Source organism: Amycolatopsis sp. AA4 (assembly GCF_002796545.1).
Classification (GTDB): Bacteria; Actinomycetota; Actinomycetes; order Mycobacteriales; family Pseudonocardiaceae; genus Amycolatopsis.
Genome location: NZ_CP024894.1, coordinates 788,713 through 808,716, shown reverse-complemented (window position 1 = coordinate 808,716; position 20,004 = coordinate 788,713). Strand labels below are relative to the sequence as shown.

Sequence of the window (20,004 nt, the reverse complement as noted above, 5' to 3'; positions counted from 1 at the left end):
CAGGTATGCGTGGTTGAGTATGCGGCATGAACACGTTTGGCATGACGAAGTGGGAAGAGCACGTGGCGAGCGGCGAGGAGGGCGGCCCGCGCGTCGCCTACGTGCACGCCGCGATGGAGTACTCGGGCGTGATCCAGGGTGCGGCCACGGGCGACTACCTGCTGTACTACCCGGGCGAGGGCTACGACGGCGGCGCGACCACGTCGCCGGGCTACGACCGGTTCGAGGGCACTGTCGACGGCCGCGGCGGCACGTTCATCGTGCGCCAGGAGTGGGGTTTCGACCCGAAGAGCATCCGCTCGGAATTCGAGGTCGTGCCGGGCTCCGGGACCGGTGAGCTGGCGGGCATCAGCGGCCGCGGCACCGTGCACGGCGTGCTGGGCGAGCCGACCGTGTCGTACACCTTCGACTACACGCTCTGAAGGAGGCCGGGATGCTGGAGGTGTCGCGCGCACAGGCGCTGGCGTACCGGATCGCCGAGCAGGGGCTGCACCGCTCCGTCGCCGATCCGTACGACCTGCCGCTGCTGGACCTCGGTCTGCAGGACAGCATGCGCGACACCGCCCTGCTCTCGCTGGCGGCCCGGATGCCGGGTCCGGTCACGCCGGAGTCTCTTGTGGACGATCAGCGGCTCGCCCTGGTGTGGTCGCACCGGGGCGCGCCGCATTTCCACCGGCGCGCGGATCTGCCGGAGCTGGCGGCCGCCTTGGTGCCGCTGGGCGACGCGGACGCGCTGGCCCGGATGCTGTGGCAGAAAAAGGACATCCAGGCCGCCGACGAGTCCCCGGTGGACATTGTCTTCACCACCGCGCGAGCGATCCGCAAGGTGGTCACCAAGCCGATGACCAAGGGCGTGGTGAGCGGGGAGATCACGAAGCTGCTCCCGCCTTCGTTCAGCCGGTGGTGCCGTCCCTGCAATACGACCCACGTGCACGAACAGCTCATGCGCGTCGCTGCCCTCCACGGCGGTACGCGGCTCGAAGCCGGGCAAAGTCCGGCGACGCTCGCGCCGCTGGAAGATCGCGGACGAATGTCCACCCGTCCGGTTCCTGCGGCGGTTTCGCGAGTGATTGAGCAGTATCTGCGTTTCAACGGACCCGCGACGCCAGGCGATGCGGCCGGTTTCGTCGGCACTGCGAAGACTTGCCTCAGCGAGACGTGGCCTTCCGCGGTCACCGAGGTCAAAGTGGACGGTCGGCGCGCCTTTGTCCCGAATGATCGGCTGGCCGCGTTGGAGAACCCGCCCTCCCCTGCCGGAGTGCGCCTGCTGCCCCCGCTCGATCCGTACACGCAGGGTCGCGACAAAGCCGTCCTCGTTCCGGACAAAGCGCGAGCGAAAGAAGTGTGGAAAATTCTCGGCAGCCCGGGTGCGTTATTAGTCGAAGGAGAGATTCTGGGCGTCTGGCGCACGAAAGCGTCCGGCAAGCGGCTGGCCTTCACGCTGACCGAATTCGATCCGCTCCGCCGTTCCGACCGCGCGGCCGCCGAGGACGAGGCGGCCCGGGCCGCGTCCGCACGGGGCTACCAGGACTTTTCCGTGACCTGGGCTTGACCGGCGGGCTAGAGTCTTGACATGCTGAAATGGCTGCTCGACTCGGACCCGACGCTGCGCTGGCAGGTCGAACGGGACTTGGCGGGCGCTCCGCCCGAAGTCTGGACGGCCACCCGGCACAAGATCGCGACCGAAGGCTTCGGCGCGCAGCTCCTCGCCCGGCAGGCCCCGGACGGGCAGTGGGCGGGCGGTGCGTTCTTCCCGGCGCGATTCCAGCCAGGCCCGGATACCGGACAACCGTGGACGGCCACCACGTGGTCGCTCACTATGCTCCGCGAATGGGGCATGGATCCGGCGGTGCTGCGCGCCAACCGCACCGCGGAATTGATCGCCGAGAATTCTCGGTGGGAATACCACGATTTGCCGTACTGGGACGGTGAGGTCGACGTCTGCATCAATGCCTGGACACTCGCGAACGGCGGCTGGCTCGGCGTCGACGTCTCCCGGCTCGCCCACTGGTTCCCCGAACACCAGATGGACGACGGCGGCTGGAACTGCGAATGGGTCGACGGATCGAAACGCTCGTCGTTCCACTCGACGCTGAACGCGGTGAAAGGCCTGCTCGCCTACGACATCGCGACCGGCGGCACCGACGAGACGCACGCCGCCCGTCGAGCCGGTGAGGAGTACCTGCTGGAGCGCCGTTTGCTGTACCGGCTTTCGACCGGCGAGCAGGTGGCGTCCTGGGTCGACCATTTCGCCTATCCCGTGCGGTGGCACTACAGCGCGATCAACGCGCTCGAGTACTTCCGCGAGGCCGCCATCGTGGACGAAATTCCGCCCGACCCGCGTCTCGCCGACGCGGTCGAGCGGGTTCGCGCCGCCCGGCAGCCGGACGGAACCTGGCTGCAGGACGGCCGCCTGCCCGGCGAGATGTGGTTCGAGGTCGACGTCCCGGCCGGGGAACCGTCGAAGTGGCTGACCCTGTACGGCACCCGGATCCTGTCCTGGTGGGACGCCGCGCAGTCCTAAGTGGACCGCGCAACACGAAAGCCGACGTCGTCCACCCGGAACGTCGGATGGCTCCGGCGGCGCACCGACACGCGGACGCTCCAGTGCTCGTCCGCCCAGCCGCCGCCTTTGAGCACCCGATACTCGCCGTAGACCGCCGGATCGTAGAGATCCCAGCACCAGTCCCAGGTGTTGCCGAGCAGGTCGTAAGCGCCCCAGGCGTTCGGCCGCTTCTCCCCCGGCGGATGCAGCTGACCGCCGGAGTTTCCTTCGTACCAGGCGATCTCGTCCAGTTCGCCGTACCTCGGACCTTCGGTGCCCGCGCGGCAGGCGTGTTCCCATTCGGCTTCAGTAGGCAGCCGATAGCCGGACGCAGACCGGTCCCACTCCACTTCGCTGCCTTCAACCAGGTACGCGAGTGGCAGTCCGTCCCGTTCGGACAGTGTGTTGCAGAACCGCACCGCGTCCAACCAGGACACTTCGACGACAGGCAGACCACCGCCGCCGTGGTATTGCTCCTGGGTGACCGGGAACGCGCCCAGCTCGAAGGCGGCCACGTCGACTGTCCAGCTGCGTTCTGTCCGCCGGTCGGTGAGCTTCACCGTTCCCGGCGGAACGGGGATCATCCGCACCGCGCCGAGGTTAGCCGATCGGAGCTGGGGTGTCGCCGGGATTCACCGCCAGCCGATAGCCGCGCTTGACCACGGTCTGCACCACCCCGTTGCCACCGAGCGACGTGCGCAACCGCCCGATCGCCGTCTCCACCGCGTGTGCCTCGCCGCCGGAGGGAAGCTCGGCGGACAACTCCCGGCGCGCGACCACTCGTCCCGGCTGCCGCGCGAGGGCGCGCAGGAGCGCCATCGGGGCCGGCGCGATCTCCCGCCACTCACCGTCCACCAGCGCGCCAGTGCCGCGGATCTGCAACACATGACCGGCTGCGTACAACGTCGGCGAGGCCGCGACCAAAGCCTCGGCGACGGTTCTCGCCAGCGCACCGATCCGCGACCGTCTCGGCTGGACAGTCGGCACGCCAAGCGAAGCCAGCGGCCCGGCCGCGATCGGGCCGACGCACGCCACGATCACCCGGTTGCTCAACGCCTCGATCAGCGCACCGAGCCGACCGGTCCGCCGCGCCATCGCCACCGTGGACGCGGCAGCGGGCGCGCTGGTGAACGGCAAGGCGTCGATCGTGCCTTCCAGAACCGCGTCCAACAGCCGGTCGAGCGGGCCCGGATCGGCCGGAGCCACCCACCGGTACACCGGGATCTCGATCACCTCCGCGCCCGCCTGGCGAAGGGTCTCCGCGAAGTAGGGCAACGGCTCGCCGTGCAGCTGAAGCGCGATCCGCCGTCCGTCCACACCGGACTCGCTCAGGTACTGCAACAGCTCCGCGCTGCTCTCCGACGCGGGCGAATAGTCCTCCGCCAGCCCCGCCGTCCGCACCGCCCCGGCCGCCTTCGGACCGCGAGCCAGCAATGAAGCGTTCGACAGGTGGTCGAGCACCTTTTCACCGAGACCCCAGCCATCCGCGGCCTCGATCCACCCGCGGAAGCCGATGCCGGTGGTCGCCACCACGATGTCCACCGGCGACTCCAGCAACCGCATCGTCGCCGCGTGCAGTTCGGTGTCGTCGGCCAGCGGCACGATCCGGATCGCCGGTCCGTAGCGGACCGCCGCACCCTGGCGCACGAGCAGCGCGCCCAGCTCTTCAGCTCGGCGCGCTGCGGTGATTCCTACCGTGAACCCGGCCAGTGGCGGGACATCGATCACGGCGAGCCCACCTCGATCACCCCGTCCCGTACCCGAACCGGATACACCGGCACCGAAACCCCTTCCGCGTCGAGACACGCACCGGTGCGGAGCGAGAACCGTTCTTTGTAGACCGGAGACGCCACCACCGGCTCTCCCCCGGCGTCGCCGACGATCCCGCGGGACAGCACGGCCGCGCCGCTGCACGGGTCCCAATTGGACAGTGCGTACCAGCCGTCGCCGGCGTGGAACACCGCGACCTGCCGGCCGTCGATCAGTGCCGCGGCTCCGGAGAACTCCGGAATGTTCGCGGCCGCGCACACCGCGGTCCAAGATGAGGTCATGGTCATCGCCGCACCTCCGGAATTCCCAGCAGCACCGGGATCTTCTGCTCCCGCTCCGCACGGAACGAGATCGACGGGTCGGGTGTCCCCGGCGCGTTCACGAACGAGCTGAACCGCGCCAGCTTCTCCGGGTCTTCCAGCACCCCTCGCCATTCGTCGGAGTAGCCCTCGATGTGCTTCGCCATCGCCGCGTCCAAGTCCTCGCAGATGCCGAGGCTGTCGTCCACGATCACCGCGCGCAGGTGGTCGAGCCCGCCGTCCAGCTCCTCGATCCACGGCGCCGTACGCTGCAACCGGTCCGCGGTGCGCACGTAGAACATCAGGAACCGGTCGATCGTGCGCACCAGCGTTTCGGTGTCCACATCGGACACGAGCAGTTCCGCGTGCCGCGGCGTCGCTCCGCCGTTGCCGCCGACGTAGAGGTTCCATCCGTGTTCGGTGGCGATCACGCCGAAGTCCTTGCCGCGCGCCTCCGCACATTCCCGCGCGCAGCCGGACACCCCGGCCTTGATCTTGTGCGGCGACCGCAGACCGCGATACCGCAGTTCCAGATCGATCGCCAGCCCGACGCTGTCCTGCACGCCGTAGCGGCACCACGTCGAGCCGACACAGGATTTGACCGTCCGCAGCGATTTGCCGTACGCGTGCCCCGATTCGAAGCCCGCGTCGACCAGTCGTCGCCAGATGTCCGGCAGCTGGTCCACAGTGGCCCCGAACAGGTCGATCCGCTGTCCGCCGGTGATCTTCGTGTACAGCCCGAAATCCTGCGCGACCTGAGCGATCACCATCAGTTTTTCCGGCGTGATCTCGCCGCCGGGAATGCGCGGCACCACCGAATAGCTGCCGTTGCGCTGCATGTTCGCGAGGAACCGGTCGTTCGTGTCCTGCAGGGACGCCTGCTCGCCGCCGAGGATGTGCCCGTTGCCCAGCGTCGCCAGAATCGACGCCACCGCGGGCTTGCACACCGCGCACCCGGTCCCGGTGCCGTACCGGCTCACGATCTCGCTGAACGTCGTCATCCGCGTCGCCTGGATGATCTCGAACAGTTCCGCACGCGACTGCGTGAAGTGTTCGCACAGCGCCTTCGACTGCTCGACCCCGCACGCGTTCAGCAGCTTGGCCAACATCGGTACACACGAGCCGCACGACGTTCCGGCCCGCGTGCACGCCTTCAGCTTGCCGACCGAATCGCATCCGTCCTCGTTGATCGCCCGCGTCAACGCGCCCTTGGAAACGCCGTTGCACGAACAGACCTGCGCCTCGTCCGGCAACGCGTCCACACCGACCGCCGCGCCGCCGCCGGCCGGGGCGAGCAACGCGCCCGGGTCGGCGGGCAGCGGACGACCGACCAGCGCTCGGAGCGTGTTGTACTCCGCCGCGTCGCCGACCAGGACCCCGCCGAGCAGCGTCTTGCCGTCGTCGGTGACCACGAGCTTCTTGTACGTCCCGGCCACGGCGTCGTTCACCGCGACTTCCAGCGCGCCTTCGGTAGCCGCGTGCGCGTCGCCGAAGCTGGCGACGTCCACGCCCATCAGCTTCAGCTTCGTGGCGGTGTCCGGTTCGGGGAAGCTCGCCGTCGTGCCGGTGAGCTGCGCCGCGACCACCTCCGCCATCGCGTATCCCGGCGCGACGATGCCGTACACCCGGCCCTCGACCGCCGCGCACTCGCCGATCGCGTAGATCGCCGAGTCGCTGGTCCGGCACGTCGCGTCGACCAGCACGCCGCCGCGTTCGCCGACGTCCAAACCGGACTCCCGCGCGAGGTCGTCCCTCGGGCGGACACCGGCGGAGAAGACCACCAGGTCGACGTCCAGCTCCGTGCCGTTGCCCAGCCGGGCCAGGAGCCGCGATCCGTCGGCCTCGATCGCGTTCGTCGAGGTTCCGATGTGGACAGTCACGTCCAGGTTCGTGATCAGCCGGCGCAGCAGACCGCCGCCGCCGTCATCGACCTGCAACGGCATCAGCCGCGGGGCCATCTCCACCACGTGCGGCGACAAACCCATGTCCCGCAACGCCTTCGCCGCTTCGAGCCCGAGCAGGCCGCCGCCGATCACCATCGCCGCGCGCCGGCCGCGTCCCCGTCGTTCGGCCGCGGCACGAATCGCGTCGAGGTCTTCGATCGTCCGGTACACGAACACGCCCGGCAGATCCCGCCCCGGCACCGGCGGGACGACCGGACGGGAACCGGTCGCCAGCACCAGCTGGTCGTACGGCTCGACGTGTCCAGACGCCGTCGTCACCGTCTTGGCTTCGCGATCCACCGACACGACGAGTTCGCCGAGGCGAAGGTCGACCGCGTCGTCGTCCGCGTAATCCGAGCCCGGCAACGCCAGCGCGGCCGGATCCCAGCTGTCCACATAGGAAGTCAGCGCGACTCGGTCGTAAGCGGGACGGTTCTCCTCGCCGAAGACGACGACCCGCCATTCGCCCGCCGAATCGGCCGCGCGAAGTGCCTCCACGAACCGGTGCGCGACCATGCCGTGCCCGGCGACCACCACTGTAGGCATTTCAGACCTCCGCTCCTGCCAACGCCACCTGCGCGCGCACCGCCGGCTTGCGCAGATAGCCGAACCACGTCACACCCACGCACACCGCGTAGAAGACCAGGAATCCGACGAACGCCGGAACCCCGCTGTGCGTGCTGGCGAACGACTGCCGGAACGCGAGGTTGATGAACAACCCGCCCAGCGCGCCGATCGCCCCGGCCAGCCCGATCAACGCTCCGGACAGCCGGCGCGCGTTGCGCAATTCCGTCGCCTCGTCCGCACCGGCCTGAATCGCCGCGCGCGCCTTCACCTGGAAGATCGCCGGGATCATCTTGTACGTCGAGCCGTTGCCGATTCCGGTGAGCACGAACAAGACGATGAACGCGGCGGTGAAGGTCGCCAGCGAATCCGCCGAGGAAGCCAGCACCAGCACCACGGTCGCCAGCGCCATCGCGCCGAACGTCACGAAGGTGACCCGGCCGCCGCCGATGCGGTCGGACAGCCATCCGCCGATCGGCCGCGACAGCGAACCCAGCAGCGGTCCGAGGAACGTCACCGCGGCCGCCTGCAACGGCGTCCGGCCGAACTGGTTCTGCAGCACCAAACCGAAGGCGAAGCTGTAGCCGATGAAGGAACCGAACGTGCCGACGTACAGCAGCGACATCACCCAGGTGTGTCCATAACGGACTACCTCGCGCATGGCCTTGGTGTCACCGCGAACGCTGGACAAGTTGTCCATGAACAACGCGGCACAGGTTGCGGCGATGACGATCAACGGAAGGTAGATGTAAAGCACCAAGCGCGGCGCCGTCGCACCAGCGGTGCCGATGACGAGAAGTCCGACGAGCTGAATCACCGCCACACCAAGGTTTCCGCCACCGGCGTTCAACCCGAGCGCCCAGCCCTTGTGCCGTTCCGGATAGAAGGTGTTGATATTCGCCATCGAGGACGCGAAGTTTCCGCCACCGACTCCGCCGAGCGCGGCCATCAACACAAAAGTGCCCAGCGAGGTGCCCGGGTGCAGCACGATGGCAGTCAGCACCGTCGGAATGAGCAGCAGCGCGGCACTGATGACTGTCCAATTGCGACCGCCGAAGCGCGCGACCGCGAAGGTGTACGGGATCCGCATGATCGCCCCGACCACCGTCGGAGTCGAGACGAGCAGGAATTTGTCCGCCGCGCTGAACCCGTAGGCCGGGCCCATGAACAGCACCACGACCGACCACAGGGTCCAGATCGAAAAGCCGATGTGTTCGGAGAACACGGAAAACCACAGATTGCGCCGGGCGACTCGCTTGCCGGTCGTTTCCCAGAACTCGTCGTCCTCGGGATCCCAGTGCTCGATCCAACGGCGGGTCATGGCGTCCTCCTCGTTACCGGGGGCGGTCATTGCGCGGCCAGCCAGTCCGCGACCGCGCCGACGGTGTCGCGGCAGCTGCCGCATCCCGTCGTGGCGCGGGTGGTGCGGGCGAGTGCGGCAGCGTCGGTGGCGCCACCTCGCCAGGCGTCGATCAGCCGGCCTTTGGTCACCGCGTTGCAGCGGCAGATCACTGTCGACGAAGGAAGATCCGCTGGGCTCGCCGCCGTCGGCGCGCCCGCGGGCAACGCACGGCCGAGCAGCACCGCGAGCCGGTCTTCGGGGACCGGGGTGCCTCGGTCGTGCAGCTGCGTCACGGTCGCCGCCGCGTCCGGCAGGCCGAGCAGGATCGCGCCGGTCACGCGGTCGCCGCGGACGACGAGCTTGCCGTACCGCCCGCCGGACGGATCGTCGAAGGTCACGACCTCGGCGGCGGCGTCCTCGCTGGTCACCTGCGTTTCGCCGAGCGCGGCGAGATCGATGTCGCGGGCCTTGAGCCGGGTTACCGTGCGCGTGCCGCGGTAACGCGCCGTGGCGTCCGTGCCGGTGAGCAGGTCCGCGAGCACCGCGGCCTGTTCCCACGCGGGCTGCACCAGTCCCGCCGGCGCACCAGGATGCCGCGCGCAGTCGCCCAGTGCGTGGATCCGGCCGTCGCTGGTCCGGAGCAGGTCGTCCACCAGGACTCCGCGGTCCACCGCGAGCCCGGCGGCCTCGGCGAGCGCCGTTTCCGGTCGTACCCCGGCCGCGACGACCACGAGGTCCGCCGGAACGAAGCTGCCGTCGTCAAGTTTCAGGCCGTCTCCGGGCAGGTGCCGAGCGGCCGTCACCTCGAACCGGAACGTCACGCCCAGCTCCGCCAACCGGCGCGCCAACACGCGGCCAGCACCGGAATCCAGTTGCCGTTCCAGGACGTGCGGCTGCGGATGCACCACCGTCACGTTCGCGCCGCGCCCGGCCAACCCTCGGGCGGCCTCCAAACCGAGCAGCCCACCGCCGAGTACCGCGACCGGAGCGCCCGGACGGGCGGCGTCCACGATGCGTGCGCAGTCGTCCAGTGTTCGGAACGCCACGACCTCCGGCCCGAGTTCGAGCCCTTCGACCGGCGGCAACCACGGCGCGGCTCCGGTCGCGAAGACCACTGCGTCGTAAGGGAAATCCTCGTCTTCCGTGCAGACGACGCGGCGCGCCGGATCGATCCGCGTCACCCGCGTGCCGAGCCGCAAGTCGACTCGCGTCTGCGCGGCCCACCCGGAATCGTGCAGCCGCACCGTGTCCGGGCTCATCCCGCCCGCGACCACAGTGGACAGCAGCACCCGGTTGTAGGCCGGATGCGGTTCCTCGCCGAGCACGGTCAGCCGCACCCGGTCGCCTTCGGGATCACGCCGCCGGATTTCGTCCGCGAGGCGTGCCCCGGCCATTCCGTATCCGATGATAACGACGTTCCGCGCGCTCATGCTTCCGCCCTCGCCAACGACACCGCGCACACCTTGAACTCCGGCATCCGGCTCACTGGGTCCAGCGCCGGGTTGGTCAGCAGATTCGCCCGCGCCGCACCGGGAAAGTGGAACGGCAGGAAGACGAGGTCGACCCGCATCGACGGGACGCACCGCACCTGCGCGACGGTCTCGCCGCGCCGCGACCGCACCACCGCGCGGTCGCCGTCGGCCAGTCCGGACCGCGCCGCGGTATCCGGATGCACCTCGACGAACACCTCCGGGACGACCGCCGTCAGCTCCGCGATCCGGCGGGTCTGCGCACCGGATTGGTAGTGCTGCAGCACCCGGCCGGTCGTCGCCTGCAACGGGAACGCTTCGTCCGGCAGCTCGGCGGGTCCGCTGTGGTCGACGCCCGCGAACCGCGCCCGGCCGTCCGGATGCGCGAATCCGTCGAGGAACATGCGCGGCGTGCCCGGGTGGGTCTCGCCGGGAACCGGCCAGTGCAGTGCTTCTCCGGACCGCAGCCGGTCGTAAGTCACCCCGGAGTAGTCCGCGGCTCCGCCCTTCGACGCGGCACGCAATTCCTCGAAAACCTCCGCCGCGTCATCCGGGAACCTCTCCGCGGGCTGTCCAATTCGGACCGCGAGCTCCCGCAACAGCGACAGATCGCTGCGCACTCCGTCCGGCGGGTCGATCGACCGTTGCCGCAAAAGGACCCGGCCTTCGAGGTTGGTCAACGTGCCTTCCTCCTCGGCCCATTGCGGCACCGGGAAAACCACGTCGGCCAGCTCGGCGGTCTCCGACAAGACGAAGTCCGCGACCACGAGAAGATCCAGTCCGGCCAACCGTTCCTGCACTCGGGACGAGCGTGGGGCCGACACGACCGGGTTGCTCCCGAATACCAGCAACGCCTTGATCGACTCGCCCAGCGCGTCGAGCAACTCGACCGCCGAGCGACCAGGTCCTGGCAGGCTTTCCGGTTCCACGCCCCAAACCTGGGCGACCTGCGCCCGCGCCGCCGGGTCGTCGATCTTGCGATAGCCCGGCAGCTGATCCGCCTTCTGGCCGTGCTCGCGTCCGCCCTGGCCGTTGCCCTGCCCGGTCAGACAGCCGAAACCGGACCCGGCGCGCCCGGGCAATCCCAGTGCGAGGGCGAGGTTGATCCACCCGCCGACCGTCGCGGTGCCGGACGCGTGCTGTTCCGTCCCGCGCGCGGTAAGCACATACGCGTTGCCCGCCCGGGCCAGCATTTCCGCGGCCCGCCGCTGATCCGCGGCCGAGACCCCGGTCACCCGCTCGGCTCGTTCCGGCCACCACGTCGCGGCGATGCGCCACATCTCGTCGAATCCGGTCGTCCGAAGATCCACATAGGACTTGTCGAGGTGCCCCTCGGCGACGACCGCGTGCAGAATTCCCAACGCCAGCGCGAGATCCGTTCCCGGAGCCGGCGCGAGGTGCAACGTCGCCCGTTCGGCGGTCGGCGTGCGGCGCGGGTCGACCACGATCAGTTCCGCGTTGTCCAGATGCTGCATGAACGGCGGCATCGTCTCGGCCGGATTCGCTCCGGCGAGCAGGACGACGTCCGCGTTCGCGAGATCGGTGACCGGGAATGGAAGTCCGCGGTCCACGCCGAACGCGCGCATCCCGGCCGCCGCGGCGGAGGACATGCAGAACCGGCCGTTGTAGTCGATTTGCGACGTCCCGAGCGCGACCCGTGCGAATTTCCCGAGCAGGTAAGCCTTTTCGTTCGTGAGTCCGCCGCCGCCGAACACGGCGACCGAGTCCGCGCCGTGCTCCCGGCGCGAGGCGAGCAGCCGGTCCGCGACGAAATCCAGTGCCTCGTCCCAGGAAACCGGCTGCAGTTCCCCGTCCCGGCGGAGCAGTGGCGAGGTCAGCCGGGCAGCGGATTCCAGCAGCGCGCCGGACGTCCAGCCTTTCTGGCACAGACCGCCCGCGTTGACCGGGAAATCCCTTGGTGTGACCCGGGTCTCGTCCAGGCGCATCCCGCACTGCAGAGCGCAGTACGGGCAATGTGTGTCGACGTGCGGCACAGGCGCTCCTCGAGTCGGCGATGACCCGACGGTAAGGACGCCGTGTTACCTAGAAGTGCCGGAATGTTTCAGGCAGTTGACATTGCCCGCCGTCACACCGGGGGCGCGCGGTGAGTCAGAGGATCGCGCTGACCTCGCGGGCGGCGGCGCGCAGGCCGTCCAGCGCGGCGTTCGTGGACTTGGGGTCCAGTGCGTGTTCGGCGAGACGGAAGAGAATGGCACGCAGCAGGAGCTGGGGCCACTCGGGGAGGTGCGCCCAGCGTTCCAGCAGCGCTCCGGTGGCTCCGCCCCAGATCAGGGAGTCGACCGCGGCGATCGCCGCACCCCATTCGCCGGGGCGGTAGTACGGGACGAAATCGACCACGCCGGGAGCGGCGTCGCCGTCGAAGAGCAGGCCCGCGAGGAGTTCGCCGTGGGCGACTTGGTGCGGGAGTTTGATCGGGCGGCGGCTGGGGGCGAGGATTTCGAACCAGCGGCCGCCTTTTTCCTCGGGAAGGGGGCGGTCTAGTTCTTCCCAGGCGATGCGGTCGGCTATCGCGTCTCGGTCGTCCCGGGCGGAGAGGAAGTCCGGGCGGGGCAGGTCCGCGGTGGCCCGGTGCAGGCGGACCGCGGCCAGGACGGATTCGTCGCAGCGGTGTTCGGTGGTGCCGGGGAGGTAGCGCCAGGCGGACCAGTCTCCGACGATCCAGCGGCCGTCTCGGGAACGGATCGGTTTGGAGATGCGGAGGCCGGGGTCTTCGGCGAAGTCCAGGGCCCGGGCGGTCCAGAGGGCTTGGGAGCGGTCGGTTACGCGTTTGAAGACCACTTCTCCGGCGTGCCAGGTTTCGGAGTCCGGGAGAAGGGTGATGGCGTCGGCGTCGCTGCCGAACGCGGAGCAGACGCGGTTGGGGGGACGTTCCAGGATTGACCGCACAAAGGGGGAGGTTACCCCGGTGGGGGTGGGGTTATTGGGGAGACTCGCTGGTCAATGGGTGGGGGTTCGGCTCGTCGCCCTGGCGGGCGACATTGCGCCGCCCCTGGTTGCGTGGGGCACCCCGAAGGTTGATTGTGCTGACGGTTCGGGGGTGCTTGTCAAGGCGGGAAAGATGCCTTGACAAGCACCCCCGAACCGCAGGGCGGCTTCGTATCGGGGTTGGGGGAGGGGTGGGTGCCCCCGGTATTTGGGTGCAGCGGCGGCGGTTTTTGCGCGGCTTGGGTGCGTGGTTGCTTTGAGTGGAGCGGCGGCCGGGGAGCGCCCCAATGTGGCATTGGGTGCATGCGACGCACCCAATGTGGCGTTCGGTGCGTCTGGCGCACCCAATGTGGCGTTCGTTGCGTGGGACGCACCCAATGTGGCATTGGGGCGCATCCCGGGGCGGGGGGCGGCGGGGCAGCGGGAGTGTCGTGAGGGGAACCCTGAGGGACTCAGAGTCCGTGAAGGTGGCCCTCACGGACCTGGAAAGCCGTGAAGGGCTCCTTGAGGGAATCAGATTCCCTCAAGGAGCCCTTCACGGGCTTTGCCGGTGCTCAGTAAGTCGGCAGGCTTGGGTCGATTTGGCGGGCCCAGGCCAGGACTCCGCCGCCCAAGTGGGTGGCGTCCTTGAAACCGGCTGCGTGCAGGGCCGCCAGTGCTTCCGCCGAGCGGGCGCCGGACTTGCAGTGCAGGACGATGGGCTTGTCCTGCGGCAGCTCCGCCAGTGCCTCGCCGGACAGGATGCGGTCCTTCGGGATCAGCGTAGCGCCCTTGATGTTGACGATCTCGTACTCGTGCGGTTCGCGGACGTCGATCAGGGCGAAGTCCTCGCCCGCGTCGAACTTGGCCTTCAGTTCCGCCGGGGTCAGAGTGCTCCCGGAGGCGGCCGAGGCGGCTTCGTCCGACACGACGCCGCAGAAGGCTTCGTAGTCGATCAGTTCCGTGATCTTCGGGGTCTCCGGGTCCTTGCGGATCTTGACCTCGCGGTACTTCATCTCCAGCGCATCGTAGGAGATCAACCGGCCCAGCAGGGGCTCTCCGATGCCGGTGATGAGCTTGATCGCCTCGGTAACCATGATCGAGCCGATCGACGCGCAGAGCACGCCAAGCACTCCGCCTTCCGCACAGGACGGGACCATGCCGGGAGGCGGCGGCTCGGGGTACAGATCCCGGTAGTTGAGACCCTTGCCGTTCGGAGCGTCTTCCCAGAAGACGCTCACCTGGCCTTCGAACCGGAAGATCGAACCCCACACGTACGGCTTGCCGAGCAGCACCGCCGCGTCGTTGACCAGGTAGCGGGTCGCGAAGTTGTCGGTGCCGTCGAGGATCAGGTCGTACTGGGCGAAGATCTCCAGCGCGTTCGCCGACTCCAGGCGCTCCGTGTGCAGGTGCACCTTGACCAGCGGGTTGATCTCGGCGATCGACTCCTGCGCCGACGCGGCCTTGAGCTTGCCGACGTCGGACTGGCCGTGGATCACCTGGCGCTGCAGGTTGGATTCGTCGACGACGTCGAAGTCGATGATGCCGAGCGTGCCCACGCCGGCCGCCGCCAGGTACAGCAGCGCCGGGCTTCCGAGGCCGCCCGCACCGATGACCAGGACCTTCGCGTTCTTCAACCGCTTCTGCCCGACCACCCCGACGTCCGGGATGATCAGGTGACGGCTGTACCGGGCCACCTCTTCCTTGGTGAGCTCGGCTGCCGGCTCGACGAGCGGCGGCAGTGCCGTGTCTGACATCGGGTCCTCCATACTCGCACGGGTCGCGTAGTCGATCCCAGTATGTTCAACGCCCGCCCGCAAGGGACACTTCCCTGCTCTCAGATCGTGGGACGTTGTTACTGGCCCGGCGGGGTCGGGTTCGGCCACGCGTTCGGCTTGCACACGCGGTGGTCCGCGGCGACCTTGCCCTTGTCGCCGCCGGGGATGTTGTTGAGCATCGCCACGTAGTCGTCGGCCACGCCGAACGACTGCTGCATCATCACCGGAGCCGGCTGGTCGTTTCCTGGGCAGCCCACGTGATTGTTGCCCAGCGCGTGCCCGACCTCGTGGTTGATCGCGTACTGCCGGTACCCGGTCATGTCCGAGCCGTAGACCTTCGCGCCGCGCACCCAGCGCGACAAGTTGATCAGCACCCGGCCCATGCTGCGCCGGTAGCACGACGCCTCGAATTTGATCTGGAACCCGCACGCGTCCGGCCGGTGCGTGGTGTCCGGCGTGGTGAGGCTCACCCGGAAACTCGGGTTCGGATAGCTCGCGTCGACCCGCTGCAACCGGATCTCGCCGTTCCACGTCCAGCTGCGCGGATCGGACAAAATGCCCTGCACGGCGGTCCCGAAGCTGTCGTCGCCGGCGTAGCTCGCCGGATCGATGCCGTCCTCGACCTCGACGGTGTAGGTGTAGAGCTTCCCGGCCTTGCCCACGACGTCGCCGGACCCGGGCACGACGTGCCAGGTGCCCTTGCCGGTCTGCGTGAACGGGCCGCCGCTGGGCAGGTCGGCGGTGGGCACGTTGAGGTTCACCGGCTGCGCGGGGTTCTCCGGGATCCCGCCGCCGCCGTCGATCGCGCCCGAGGACGAATCGCCGGACGCGACCTCTCCCCCGCTGCCGGCCAGGCCCGCGTCGGACGGGCCGGAGGCGGTGTTGACCGCGACCAGCACGGTGATCACGGCCAGGATCGGCAGCGCGTACACGCGCCAGCCGTACGTCTTGACGAACCGGGCGAACGGCGACTGCTTCTTCTTCGGCGCCGGACGCTTCTCGGAGTCGGCGTCCTTGGGTTTCCAGGCGGCGGCCAGCGGCTCGGCGCTGGTGCGCCTGCTGCCCGGCCGGTACCGGTCGTCGCCGACGCGCTGTGCCGGTTTCCGCGCGGGCCGGTACTGGCCGACGCGCGGAGAGTCGGACTCCGGATCGGCGGACCCGGAGGACGCCGAACGCCGGGCCGACCCGGTGGTCGGGCCCCGCCGGTCCTTCGCTCGCGCGTCCTGCTTCAGCCGGTCCACCGACCCAGGGTGCCACACCGCGGCGACCTTCCCGGCAGCGACTGGCGGGCTCCCCGGCGATCCGCGGTCCCCCGTTCGGGCTACCAGGAGCCCTTGTCCGCGCCCTCCCACAGCCCGAGCACCGCGCGGGCGACGACCTGCGGACGCTCCATCTGCGCGACGTGTCCGGTGCGCGGCAGGACCAGCATCCGGGCGTGCGGAATCGTCTGCGCCGTCCGCGGCGCACGCTTGACCGAGATCACCCGGTCGTGGAGTCCCCAGACGACCAGCGTCGGGGCCTGGACCTGTTTGGCGACCGACCACAGCGACGCGGCGCCGAGCGCGGTCCACCGCCGGAAGATGCCGAACGTGCTCCGTTCCATCGCGGCCAGCGCCCACGGGAACCCGGCGCGCGCGGCGTGCTCCTCGACCAGTTCGTCGAGCCGGGCGTCGGGGAACCGCGACGGATCGTGGAAGCACAGCTTGATCACCTGCGCGGCGCGTTCGCGGGCGGTCATCCCGGCCATCCGGCGGCGCACCCGCGCCCCGACCACCGGGAGGTACGCCAGCGCCATCAGCGGATCGGACAGCCGGCGCGGGTCCGGGCGGCGGTCCGGCATCGCCGGGGAAATCAGGGTGAGAGTTCTCACCAGCTCCGGCCGCCGCGCCGCGACGAGCAGCGAGATCGCGCCGCCCATCGAGTTGCCGAGCAGGTGCACCGGTTTCCCGAGCCGCTCCAGCCTGCCCGCGATGACGTCGGCGTGGTCGTCGAGGCTGTACGCGAACCCTTCCGCAGGCTCCGAATAACCGAATCCGGGCAGGTCAACGGCCTGTCCGGCGGCGGTCGGGGCGAGCAGCGCGGCGAGGTCGGTCCAGTTCGTGGACGAACCGCCGAGCCCGTGCACGTACACCGCGGGCGTGCCGTCCGGGCCGGGCGTGTGCCGGATGTGCAGGCCGTCTTCGACCGTTCCCGGCCAAGCCGGCAGCGCCCCGTCGAGCGGCGGAAGGGGCGTAGTCGACAATGGCACCTGGGTCACCGGAGGGCGGACCGCCGCCGCGGCGGCTGGGCGGGAGGTCGTGGTCGTCACCAGTCCAGGATGCCTGACCCTTGGCATTTCGGGCGTACCCACGAGTAATGTCAGATTCACTTCACGCGGTGGTGAACCCGCCCGGCGAAGGCTGCGGACGGAGGAAGAATGACGGAGATGGCGCGACTGCAACGAGGCGTCCGGTTGCCCCGGACCGAGCGCCGGGCCCAGTTGCTGACGGCCGCGCAGCGCGTCTTCGCCGAGCACGGCTACCACGCGGCGGCGATGGACGAGATCGCCGAAGAGGCCGGCGTCAGCAAGCCGGTGCTCTACCAGCACTTCCCCGGCAAGCTCGACCTGTACATCGCGCTGCTGGAAAGCCACGTCGACGACCTGGTCGGCCGGGTGCAGGGCGCGCTGAACTCCACCACGGACAACCGCCAGCGCGTCCCGGCCACGGTCGGGGCGTTCTTCGACTTCGTGAACAACGACGCGGGCGCGTTCCGCATGGTCTTCGAGTCCGACCTCCGCGGCGAGCCCGCCGTGCAGGAGGCGGTCGACCGCGCGACCTCGGCCAGCGTCGAGGCCATCACCGAGACGATCACCTCCGACGCCGGTCTGGACGAGGAGAAGGCGCGGCTGCTGGCGGTCGGCCTGGTCGGGATGAGCCAGGTCAGCGCGCGCTACTGGCTGCAGCACAACCAGTCGATGAGCCGCGAGGACGCGGTGGCGCTCACCGCGAACCTCGCGTGGCGCGGCATCGGCGGCGGTTTCCCGCTGAAGGACAACTGACCCAGTGATCGCGGTGCCGGGCACGCTCTGCAGCCCGCGGCTCTACGCACCGCTCGCCGCCGCGCTGCCGGACGGACTGGACGCGGTCGACTGGATGACCGCGCCAGGCCCGTGGCGGATCGAGGACGTCGCGGCACGAGTCGCGGACCGGATCGAGCAGCTCGACGGTCCGGTCACCTTGATCGGACACTCCACCGGCGGCTGCGTCGCGGCGATGGTCGCGGCGACGCGGCCGGAGCTGGTGTCCGGGCTGCTGCTCGCGAACACCGGCGCGCACATGCGCGGCCACGGCGACGTCGACCGGATCCTCGCCACGATCGCCACCGACTGGGGTCCCGACCTGCACGCGGCGATCCTCGACCGATCCTTCGCGCATCCGCTGCCGCCGGACCTGCGCGCTGAACTGCTCGGCTACGCCGCCCGCGTCCCGGCCGAAGCCGCGCTCGAAGTCCTGACGAGCCAACGGGATCTCGACCTCACGCCGCGGCTGGCCTCGATCCGCTGCCCGGTCACCGTGCTGCACGGAATCCACGATCGCGCCCGCACGCTCGCGGACGCTCAGCACCTGGTCGACCATCTTCCGGACGCCGAACTCGTCACCGTCGAGACCGGGCACTCGCCGATCTGGGAGGACGTCCCGGCCACCGTCGCCGCCCTCGACCGGCTCCGCTAGTTCATTCGCGCGGTTTTCGCTGGCGGGGCACCGACCTCGCCGCGCCGGGAAGTTCGACCAGCAGCTGCTCGAGATGGTCCGGCAGCGCGCCGCTCGGATCGGTCAGCCAGGCGTCGGATTTGCTGCTCCGATACGGTTGTTCGCCCTCCGGCAGCAAGGCGGCGTAACAGCCGTAGTCGATGGCGAACCCGTCGTAGAGCGTTCCCGGCCGCTTCCGGTTGACGATGCCGCGCCGCACCAGGTGAATCAGCCGCGCGTCGTACAGATCGCGGATGGTCTCGTCGTGCGCGCCGCTCGCGTGGTCCAGCAGAAAGGTGCGGGAGCGCCGGCGGCCTACGACCTCGTCCACCAGCCACCGAAGCGTCGTCAGGGCCGGTTCGTTCCCGTCGAGGGCGGCGTACTTGTCCCGCAGATACCAATCCTGTGCGGCCTGCCGGACGTGCCGGATCCCGATCGTCGCCGTGTTCGCGTGCTGCGCGGCCAACGCGGCGATGTTGATCGCGTCGCGGGGCACGCCTTCGGCCGCGCGCACGAGTTCGGGAAACGCGGTACGGCTGAACGCGGTCGCCACGAATTCCGCGGCGTCGTCGGTCACCGGCATCCGCGGTCGTACGTGATTGAGGAACAGTTCGGCGAAAAACTGCCTCGACTGGGTTCGGCCGTGGTCGAAGAGGAGCACGTCGTCGAAGCTGACCGCGGAGGCCGCGTCCGCGCCGACCTCGATGCCGACGTAATCCCCTTCGCAGCCTGGTTCGCGGAACCGGGACCGGCGTTCGATCGCTGCGATCTTGACCGTCGTGCCACGCGTCGGGAGCACGCTGCGGCGCAGCAGATCCGCCAGCAACGGTTGCAGCTCAAGGGGAATCGAACTCCACTCGTCCAGCAGCAACCACAGCCGAGCCGGGGCCAACGCGGCGGTGATCCGCGCCAGCGCCCGGCTGAGCGGCCCGAAAATGACCTGGTGATGCTCGGTTCCGGTGCGCCGCAAGCGATCCGAAGCGGTCACCGAATGTCGGCTGCTGCCCGACATCGATACCCGGCCGCGCGGACCGCCCGGTCCCCAGGACGCCGACGCACCCGCGCTCGTCGCTTGCTCGGCAGAACCGCCGACAGTCGTCTCCCGCTCGACATTGCCGACGACCTCGACCGTCGTCGCCGCCTCGGTCAGCTCGTCCAGGCCCTGCAACAAGCCTTCCTGGTCGGAAACCCGCGTCTCGATCGCCGTGGTCAGCAGCTGTTCGTGCACCGCTTCCAACGTGTCGACCAGCAGCTGAGTCCCCCGCAGCGGCACCGGCAGCTGCTGATTCGCGTACCGGCCGCTGGTGGACCCGATCGTGCGCAAATCCAGGTACACCGCGACGTCGTGGGTTTCCTCGACCAGATCGGCCAGGTACAGCAAGGCGTGCGTTTTGCCGGTGCCGCGGCGGCCGTACAGGATCTGGTGGTCGGCGGAATGCAGCATCGCCGAGAACGACCCGGCCACCACGAAGGTTTTCGCCAGCGTGTGCCGGTCCACGCTTTCCGCCCGCCGGGAAATCGCCATCAGGCTCCGGTTGACGTGCGCGCTCAGTGGCTGCCCCATGCCCGTCCTGCCTGTCGGCGATGTCCCAGCCACCCAGCGTGACAGCGCCGGGCGGCCGGGAACAGCCGACAGTC

Annotated in this window: 17 protein-coding genes; 5 read left to right on the top strand and 12 right to left on the bottom strand. The window is 69.5% G+C overall.

Annotated elements, in window-relative coordinates; translation table 11 throughout:
• The first annotated feature begins 26 nt into the window (after positions 1–26).
• Genes CU254_RS04060 through CU254_RS04050 form a run of 3 tightly spaced genes read left to right on the top strand, consistent with a single transcriptional unit; the run spans position 27 to position 2,524 of the window.
• The gene (locus tag CU254_RS04060) at positions 27–422 is read left to right on the top strand and encodes a DUF3224 domain-containing protein (RefSeq protein WP_009073009.1); all 396 of its coding nucleotides are present in this window, start codon (positions 27–29) and stop codon (positions 420–422) included.
• Between the two features lie 11 nt (positions 423–433).
• Positions 434–1,552 (top strand): winged helix DNA-binding domain-containing protein, encoded by a 1,119-nt coding sequence (locus tag CU254_RS04055; protein WP_086024866.1) that lies wholly within the window; start codon positions 434–436, stop codon positions 1,550–1,552.
• 21 nt (positions 1,553–1,573) lie between these two features.
• The gene (locus CU254_RS04050) at positions 1,574–2,524 is read left to right on the top strand and encodes a squalene cyclase (RefSeq protein ID WP_009073005.1); all 951 of its coding nucleotides are present in this window, start codon (positions 1,574–1,576) and stop codon (positions 2,522–2,524) included.
• Here CU254_RS04050 and CU254_RS04045 read toward each other — a convergent pair.
• From CU254_RS04045 to CU254_RS03990, 11 genes are all read right to left on the bottom strand, one after another.
• The gene (locus CU254_RS04045) at positions 2,521–3,135 is read right to left on the bottom strand and encodes an SUMF1/EgtB/PvdO family nonheme iron enzyme (protein WP_009073003.1); all 615 of its coding nucleotides are present in this window, start codon (positions 3,133–3,135) and stop codon (positions 2,521–2,523) included. The genes CU254_RS04050 and CU254_RS04045 overlap by 4 nt on opposite strands.
• A gap of 10 nt (positions 3,136–3,145) precedes the next feature.
• Complete coding sequence (locus CU254_RS04040) at positions 3,146–4,273, bottom strand: uroporphyrinogen-III synthase (protein ID WP_009073001.1); 1,128 nt, start codon at positions 4,271–4,273, stop codon at positions 3,146–3,148.
• Positions 4,270–4,602: a nitrite reductase small subunit NirD gene (gene nirD / locus CU254_RS04035; protein WP_009072999.1), complete on the bottom strand. Its 333-nt coding sequence runs from the start codon at positions 4,600–4,602 to the stop codon at positions 4,270–4,272. The genes CU254_RS04040 and nirD overlap by 4 nt, the downstream gene beginning before the upstream one ends.
• Positions 4,599–7,103 (bottom strand): nitrite reductase large subunit NirB, encoded by a 2,505-nt coding sequence (gene nirB, locus CU254_RS04030; protein ID WP_009072997.1) that lies wholly within the window; start codon positions 7,101–7,103, stop codon positions 4,599–4,601. The genes nirD and nirB overlap by 4 nt, the downstream gene beginning before the upstream one ends.
• Position 7,104: 1 nt before the next feature.
• A complete protein-coding gene (locus CU254_RS04025) occupies positions 7,105–8,442 on the bottom strand; it encodes a NarK/NasA family nitrate transporter (RefSeq protein WP_037712462.1) in 1,338 nt (445 codons plus the stop codon).
• Between the two features lie 26 nt (positions 8,443–8,468).
• Positions 8,469–9,893, bottom strand: coding sequence for an FAD-dependent oxidoreductase (locus CU254_RS04020; RefSeq protein WP_009072995.1), 1,425 nt, complete (start codon positions 9,891–9,893; stop codon positions 8,469–8,471).
• Positions 9,890–11,926: a molybdopterin oxidoreductase family protein gene (locus CU254_RS04015; protein WP_009072993.1), complete on the bottom strand. Its 2,037-nt coding sequence runs from the start codon at positions 11,924–11,926 to the stop codon at positions 9,890–9,892. The genes CU254_RS04020 and CU254_RS04015 overlap by 4 nt, the downstream gene beginning before the upstream one ends.
• 115 nt (positions 11,927–12,041) lie before the next feature.
• Entirely contained in the window at positions 12,042–12,839 is a 798-nt protein-coding gene (locus CU254_RS04010; protein WP_009072992.1) for a TIGR02569 family protein, read from the bottom strand.
• A gap of 593 nt (positions 12,840–13,432) precedes the next feature.
• Entirely contained in the window at positions 13,433–14,614 is a 1,182-nt protein-coding gene (moeZ, locus tag CU254_RS04000) for an adenylyltransferase/sulfurtransferase MoeZ (RefSeq protein ID WP_009072990.1), read from the bottom strand.
• A 98-nt stretch (positions 14,615–14,712) separates the two neighbouring features.
• Positions 14,713–15,876, bottom strand: coding sequence for a DUF3152 domain-containing protein (locus CU254_RS03995; protein WP_037712459.1), 1,164 nt, complete (start codon positions 15,874–15,876; stop codon positions 14,713–14,715).
• 80 nt (positions 15,877–15,956) lie between these two features.
• On the bottom strand, positions 15,957–16,943 hold the full coding sequence (locus CU254_RS03990; RefSeq protein WP_050788109.1) for an alpha/beta hydrolase: 987 nt from the start codon (positions 16,941–16,943) through the stop codon (positions 15,957–15,959).
• 108 nt (positions 16,944–17,051) lie between these two features.
• Between CU254_RS03990 and CU254_RS03985 the strand changes: the two genes are divergently transcribed.
• Both CU254_RS03985 and CU254_RS03980 read left to right on the top strand, forming a co-directional pair.
• Positions 17,052–17,675, top strand: a complete 624-nt coding sequence (locus CU254_RS03985; protein WP_009072985.1) for a TetR/AcrR family transcriptional regulator — start codon at positions 17,052–17,054, stop codon at positions 17,673–17,675.
• 4 nt (positions 17,676–17,679) lie between these two features.
• Positions 17,680–18,348, top strand: coding sequence for an alpha/beta fold hydrolase (locus tag CU254_RS03980; protein ID WP_009072984.1), 669 nt, complete (start codon positions 17,680–17,682; stop codon positions 18,346–18,348).
• Between the two features lies 1 nt (position 18,349).
• Here the strand turns inward: CU254_RS03980 and CU254_RS03975 are convergent, their stop codons facing one another.
• Positions 18,350–19,930 (bottom strand): hypothetical protein, encoded by a 1,581-nt coding sequence (locus CU254_RS03975; RefSeq protein WP_037712456.1) that lies wholly within the window; start codon positions 19,928–19,930, stop codon positions 18,350–18,352.
• Between the last annotated feature and the right edge of the window lie 74 nt (positions 19,931–20,004).

Excerpts from the sequence above, each read along its gene's own strand:
- CU254_RS04060 (WP_009073009.1), top strand. The coding sequence starts at position 27 with ATGAACACGTTTGGCATGACGAAGTGGGAAGAGCACGTGGCGAGCGGC.
- CU254_RS04025 (WP_037712462.1), bottom strand. The coding sequence starts at position 8,442 with ATGACCCGCCGTTGGATCGAGCACTGGGATCCCGAGGACGACGAGTTC.
- moeZ (WP_009072990.1), bottom strand. The coding sequence starts at position 14,614 with ATGTCAGACACGGCACTGCCGCCGCTCGTCGAGCCGGCAGCCGAGCTC.
- nirD (WP_009072999.1), bottom strand. The coding sequence starts at position 4,602 with ATGACCATGACCTCATCTTGGACCGCGGTGTGCGCGGCCGCGAACATT.
- CU254_RS04055 (WP_086024866.1), top strand. The coding sequence starts at position 434 with ATGCTGGAGGTGTCGCGCGCACAGGCGCTGGCGTACCGGATCGCCGAG.
- CU254_RS04050 (WP_009073005.1), top strand. The coding sequence starts at position 1,574 with ATGCTGAAATGGCTGCTCGACTCGGACCCGACGCTGCGCTGGCAGGTC.
- CU254_RS03985 (WP_009072985.1), top strand. The coding sequence starts at position 17,052 with ATGACGGAGATGGCGCGACTGCAACGAGGCGTCCGGTTGCCCCGGACC.
- CU254_RS04020 (WP_009072995.1), bottom strand. The coding sequence starts at position 9,893 with ATGAGCGCGCGGAACGTCGTTATCATCGGATACGGAATGGCCGGGGCA.
- CU254_RS03975 (WP_037712456.1), bottom strand. The coding sequence starts at position 19,930 with ATGGGGCAGCCACTGAGCGCGCACGTCAACCGGAGCCTGATGGCGATT.
- nirB (WP_009072997.1), bottom strand. The coding sequence starts at position 7,103 with ATGCCTACAGTGGTGGTCGCCGGGCACGGCATGGTCGCGCACCGGTTC.